The 5,715-nt window shown below is 68.9% G+C and carries 6 protein-coding genes and 1 pseudogene; 3 read left to right on the forward strand and 4 right to left on the reverse strand.

From position 1 onward, the window contains the following. Positions 1-136: 136 nt before the first annotated feature. Both ACWD0Y_RS35995 and ACWD0Y_RS36000 read right to left on the reverse strand, forming a co-directional pair. On the reverse strand, positions 137-475 hold the full coding sequence (locus tag ACWD0Y_RS35995) for a thioredoxin family protein (RefSeq protein ID WP_450264471.1): 339 nt from the start codon (positions 473-475) through the stop codon (positions 137-139). Positions 476-992: 517 nt separating this feature from the next. Then, positions 993-2,132, reverse strand: a complete 1,140-nt coding sequence (locus ACWD0Y_RS36000; RefSeq protein WP_450264472.1) for a PucR family transcriptional regulator — start codon at positions 2,130-2,132, stop codon at positions 993-995. 86 nt (positions 2,133-2,218) lie between these two features. On the opposite strand from ACWD0Y_RS36000, the gene ACWD0Y_RS36005 reads away from it, so the two are divergent. The 3 genes and pseudogenes from ACWD0Y_RS36005 to ACWD0Y_RS36015 all read left to right on the forward strand — a co-directional run. After that, a complete protein-coding gene (locus ACWD0Y_RS36005) occupies positions 2,219-3,274 on the forward strand; it encodes a ferredoxin reductase (protein WP_450264473.1) in 1,056 nt (351 codons plus the stop codon). A 7-nt stretch (positions 3,275-3,281) separates the two neighbouring features. After that, on the forward strand, positions 3,282-4,400 hold the full coding sequence (locus ACWD0Y_RS36010) for a fatty acid desaturase family protein (RefSeq protein WP_450264474.1): 1,119 nt from the start codon (positions 3,282-3,284) through the stop codon (positions 4,398-4,400). Between the two features lie 88 nt (positions 4,401-4,488). Next, positions 4,489-4,620 (forward strand): annotated as a pseudogene (locus ACWD0Y_RS36015) (hypothetical protein); the annotation flags it as partial. Positions 4,621-4,627: 7 nt separating this feature from the next. On the opposite strand, the gene ACWD0Y_RS36020 reads toward ACWD0Y_RS36015, so the two are convergent. Next, on the reverse strand, positions 4,628-5,278 hold the full coding sequence (locus ACWD0Y_RS36020; RefSeq protein ID WP_450264475.1) for a hypothetical protein: 651 nt from the start codon (positions 5,276-5,278) through the stop codon (positions 4,628-4,630). A 51-nt stretch (positions 5,279-5,329) separates the two neighbouring features. Beyond that, positions 5,330-5,578 (reverse strand): ATP-dependent DNA ligase, encoded by a 249-nt coding sequence (locus tag ACWD0Y_RS36025; RefSeq protein WP_450264476.1) that lies wholly within the window; start codon positions 5,576-5,578, stop codon positions 5,330-5,332. Between the last annotated feature and the right edge of the window lie 137 nt (positions 5,579-5,715).

Below are 5,715 nucleotides of genomic sequence, written 5' to 3' on the forward strand. Positions count from 1 at the left end.
ACCCGACGAGATATCAGGATGGTTGGCAAAAACGCCGCATCTCGGGTCGCTGCCAGATGACCCCAAACAGGACCTCAGTGGAGAAAACATCCACTTAGACGTGACGGGCGTCGCGGCCACGTGCCGCAGCGGCCGCTCAGAGGTGGCCGTCCAGGAACTCCCGTACCTCGGCGATGGTCATAGGCCCCGTGCCGTGCGCCACCGCCTCTCCCTCCTTCAGCAGGACGCAGGACGGGGCTCCGGTGATGCCGTATCGCTCGGTTGCGGCCGGACAACGTGTGATGTCGGCGCGGACGACCGTCAGGCGGCCCGTGTAGTCGTCGGCGATGCCACCCACGACGAGGTCCATCACCCGGCAGGGCTCGATTGCCTTGGGCCATGTCCCGGTGAAGTATGCGAGGACCGGAACTCCGCTCATCCCGAGGATGAAATCGAACTCCGCGTCCTCACGGGGCCGGTGAACCCGCTTCGTCATGGAAGCTCCTGACCTCACGCCCATTGTTCCATCCCCATCATCCCTCGCTCGGTGTGCCAGGCCGACCCGGTGGGTCGTCCGGTTGACCTGTCGGAAGGAAGGCACGGGGCTGTCGCAGAACCACGGTGGTCCCCGGCGCGAGCGGCCCGGCCCCCGCCCTCGGTGACCCGGCCTGGCCGCCCCGCCGGTCACCCAGTTGCAGCCCGCCGCGCGCCCGTGGGTCGGCTCGTGCCAGAACAGCGCCCCCACGACGACATGAAAGACGTTTTCCAGGGCATAGCGGGCCAGATCCCCGACCAGATGCTCGATGAGCGCGTCGACGAGCGGGCCGGTGCGCATCGTCCACCGGATCCAGTCGAGCCGTATCCGCCCCCGCGTTTCTCGGAGACAGCGCCCCCGACGGGCTTCCCGAGGCCTTGTCTGGTCTTCACATCACCCCCCGGTCTCAGCTGGCCAGTACCGCTCTTCCCCGGGCCGCATGAGCCGGCTGATGGCACCGAGAACGAGGCAGTACTCGTCAGTTGGCCTGAAGACCGACCGCCAGCGTCAGTTCAAGGACCCGGCGTGGCGATGCGAGATCCGGAAACAGCTCCCGCAGCTGCGTCATCCGGTACCGGACTGTCTGGGGATGGACGAACAACGCCGCCGCCACTTCGTCCCGCCTGCCCTGGTGCAGCAGCCACGCCCGCAACGTCTCCTCCAGTCGCCGTGCGGTCGCGACAGGCAAGGTCCGCAACGGTGCGAGGGCTCGGGCACGCAGGTCTGCGAACGCGTCCGCGTCGGCGCTCAGCACCAGCTCGGGCAGGTGGTCCTCGGTGTCGCGGATATCAGAGGAGAGGGAGCGCGCGCGTAGGGCTCGCGCGTACGAGGCGGACGCACGAGTCCATGGCCGGGCCGGGCCGACCACGGCGGTGCGGCCGGTCAGTTGCCGCAAGAGATGTGATCGGTCGGCGTCGGGGACGAGCAGCACACCGATGGCGTCCGGCAGATCGTCGAGGACGAGGGTGCTCGGGTCGAGCGTGCGGTAGGCAGGCCGGGCCTGGAGGGCGGGCAGCAGGACCGCGGTCAGCGAAGCCGGAGGCTGCCACCCGGCCCGTTGAGCAGAGGCCAGCAGCGCGTCCGGGCTCGCGTCGGCGAGGAGGTCGCGGGCCAGGTGTTCCAGGTGGCGCTCGTGGGCCCTGCCCCGGGCGGCCAGTTCGTCGGCGTGGCCCGCGGCGCTCGCGGCGGAGAGTTCGTCGATGTAGGCGAAGGTCAGCTCGGCGAAGTTGGCGACCTCGGCGGCGGGCAGACCTGCGGGTACGGCACCCGCTGCCAGGCATCGCCAGGCCACGCGGGCGCCGACGCGGTAGGCGCTGAGGAGGGCGTCCATCGAACGGCCGTCGCGCACCTCGCCGCGGCCCAGCTCGTAGGCTGCGTCACCGGCGTCGCCGCCTGTGGCGTTGCCGCTCGCGAGGTCCAGGTAGTGCCCCAGGGCGGTGCGGACGGCTCGGCGGATGGTGCCGCCCATGCGGCCCGAAAGGGCGTTGGCGTAGGAAGGGACCTCGTCGATGATCGCCTGGACGACCTCGTCGGCGGTGGTCTTCAGCGCGGCCCGAAGTGCGGTGACCGTCGTCTCATCCAGGGCCAGTTCGCTGGCCCTCCGGATTGCATGGCTCACTTTTTGTTCCCTGCGAACAATTCTGCCGATCAGATTTACGTCCTGTGGTCAGGACTTTACGCCTTGAGGCGCAGCAAGCTGGAGTCATGACGAGTACAGCCCTCCGCAGCAGGGCGTGGAAACTGCTGGAGATGGTCACGACGCCGCTGCTGCCGTCGGACTACCTCGACCTGGTCAGCCCGCTGCGTGCGGGCGCTGACCTGCGTGGGCGCATCGAGGCCGTGCACCCCGAGACGGATGACGCCGCGACCATCGTGATCAGGCCGGGGCGGGGCTGGCGCGGCCACACAGCCGGTCAGTACGTGCGGATCGGGGTCGACGTCGACGGCGTGCGCCTGTGGCGTGCCTACTCCATCACCTCGCCGACAAACCGCCAGGACGGCCGCGTCACGATCACCGTGAAGGCGATCCCGGACGGCAAGGTCAGCAACCACCTGGTCCGCGGTGCGAAACCGGGCACGCTGATCCAGCTCGACCAGCCGACCGGTGACTTCGTGCTGCCGCAGGCCAAGCCCGCCAAGGTGCTCTACCTGACGGCCGGCAGCGGCATCACGCCCGTGATGGGCATGCTGCGCGACATCGAGTTCGACGACGTCGTCATGGTCCACTGCGCGCCACAGCCGCAAGACGTGATCTTCCGCAACGAACTGCACGACCTGGTCGCGGACAAGAAGCTGCGGCTCACCGAGGTGCACACCGACACAGACGGCAAGCTCGACATCGCCCGTCTCGACGAACTCGTGCCCGACTGGGCCGAGCGCGAGACCTGGGCCTGCGGGCCCGCGGGCCTGCTCGACGCCGCCGAAGAGCACTGGACCGAGCACGGCGTACAAGAGCGCCTGCACACCGAACGTTTCCGCCCCAGCATCGTCGTCGCCGGCGACGGCGGCGAGGTCACGTTCAGCGCCACCGGCAAGACCGTCGACGCGGACGGCGCCACGCCGTTGCTGGACATCGGCGAGGAGGCCGGCGTGCTCATGCCCTCCGGGTGCCGCATGGGCATCTGCTTCGGCTGCATCACGCCGCTCAAGGCGGGCGCCGTCCGCGACCTGCGCACCGGCGAGATCACCGAGGCCGAGCCGGGCGTCCTCATCCAGACCTGCGTGTCCGCCGCGGCGGGCCCCTGCGACATCGAACGATAGGAGCACCTTGACCGCCATCGACCCCACCGCCCACCTGACCGCGGAGCAGATCGAGGAGCTGGGCCGCGAGCTGGACGCGATCCGCGACGAGGTGATCGCCGGCCGCGGCGAGAAAGACGCCGCCTACATCCGTAAGGTCATCTCGGCGCAGCGCAAGCTCGAGCTGGTCAGCAGGGGCGTGCTGCTGTTCTCGATCTTCCCGCCCGCGTGGCTGCTCGGCACCGCCGGTCTGTCCGTGGCGAAGATCATGGACAACATGGAGATCGGCCACAACATCCTGCACGGCCAGTGGGACTGGATGCGGGACCCGAAGATCCACTCCACCACCTGGGAGTGGGACCACGTCTCGCCGTCCGAGCAGTGGAAGCACTCGCACAACGAGCTGCACCACACGTACACCAACGTGATCGGCAAGGACAACGACCTCGGCTACGGCATCATGCGCGTCGACGAGGACCAGAAGTGGCACCCGTTCCACCTCGGCCAGCCGCTGTGGAACTTCCTCAACGCCTGCTTCTTCGAGTACGGCATCGCCGCGTACGACCTGGAGCTGGGCAAGAACCTGCACAAGCGCCGCCGCAAGAACCCGGAGTTCCGCGCGCGGGCCAGGGCCGTCGGCCGCAAGATCCGCAAGCAGGTGCTCAAGGACTACGTGATCCACCCGCTGCTGTCGGGCCCGTCGTTCCTCCCCACGCTCGCCGCCACGTTCACCGCCAACCTGGTCCGCAACCTCTGGACCCACTCGGTGATCATGTGCGGGCACTTCCCCGAGGGCGTGCAGGTCTTCGAGCGCCGGTCGATCAGGGGCGAGACGCGCGGCCAGTGGTACCTGCGCCAGATGATGGGCTCGGCCAACATCAGCGGCAGCAGGGCCATGCACTTCATGACCGGCAACCTGTCGCACCAGATCGAGCACCACCTGTTCCCGGACCTGCCGAGCAACCGGTACGCCGAGGTCGCGGTGAAGGTGCGCGCCCTGTTCGAGAAGTACGAGCTGGAGTACGTCACCGGGCCGCTGCCCAAGCAGGTCTTCTCCGCGTGGCACAAGGTCTTCCGGCTCTCGCTGCCGAACAAGAAGCCCAAGGTCAAGACGCCGGACCGCGAGCAGGAGCTCGTCGCGGCCTGATTCCCGGTATTGATTCAGATCTTTCGGCCGTACCGGCGGCACCGCCGGGTTCGGTGAGATCCTTTGCGGACGGTAGGCGACCGCGACGTCGGACCGTACGACACGGGATCCGGAGCAGCTCAGTGTCCGGCTGCGCTACCTGGACGTGCGCCAGGAGCTCAGCACACAGCCCCCCGACGAGGTGTTGCAGTGCGCTGACCTGCCGTGGTCGGGCCGGTAGTCGGGGCTCAGGCGGCGAACGGGTCGGTGCGGCCGGGCAACTGCTGCCCCGGGCGCAGGAACCGCTGGCCGCCCTGTTCGTCGCGCACCGCGAGGAACCCGGCGTCCGTCAGCCGCTGTGTGATCTTCCCGCGGCGGATCGCGCCCACCTTGAACGCCACGGTGAAGAGCAGCGCGGCCGCCCCGCCGGAGGCGACCGCTTCGACCGGCGACGTGTCGATGAGCAGGAGGACGGTCAGGACCGCGCAGGCGAGGTAGACCTTCACCTTCTGGCTCCGGTCGGCTACGTACTGGGCCATGACGTCGAAGGTGATGAGGTCCTTCAGCACGGCCACGGGAGCGACCGCTTCGGGGAGCGGCTTCAGCGAGCCCTGCTCCAGCCCCGGCACTGTCCCGCCGTTGCCCGCCTGCGGATGGGCGGTGATGGTGGCCGCCTCGCGGACTCGCGCGTCGGGCTGCGGGTCCCGGTACATCCGGACCTGGACGAGCGAGTTCTTGAACCCGGTCCTGTACGCCACGCCGTACGTGTAGCCGTACTGCTCCGCCACGTGCGCCAGGGCGGCCGCCTTCGGCGTGGAGCCCTGGGGGGCGATCTCGACGATGTCCTGCTGACGGGCGATCTGCTGGAGCATCCCCGCTATGTGACGTTCTACGGACATCCTGTTCCCCGCCCCCTGGGGCCCCGTACCTGGGGCCGGCCGGCGCACAGCCTAGTAGCGCTGGTTCATGTTCTTCACGACCAGGCCCTCGACGCCGGAGACGTCCGTCCAGTCCTCCAGCCACTCCCGGGCCCTGGCCGGCTCGGTGGTCATCGGGCACAGCGTCCACGGTGCGGTCAGTGTGCGGGTGGCGAAGAGGACCTCCAGTCGTCGACGGCGCTGGGCGTAGGGCAGGGCCAGCAACTCGATGCCGTCGATCTGCAGGGCGTCAAAGGCGACGAAGAACGTCGGGGTCTTCACCGCGAGCGCGGTGGCGGTACGGCCTCGGGTGGCGGCCCTGCACTAGGCACTGTTTCTCGGATCATGTTCGGAGCCAGATGATGAGGGCTGCGAGGGTGACGGTGCCGAGGTAGATGTAGGCGCGTTTCTCGTAGCGG

The organism is Streptomyces altiplanensis, from assembly GCF_053591575.1.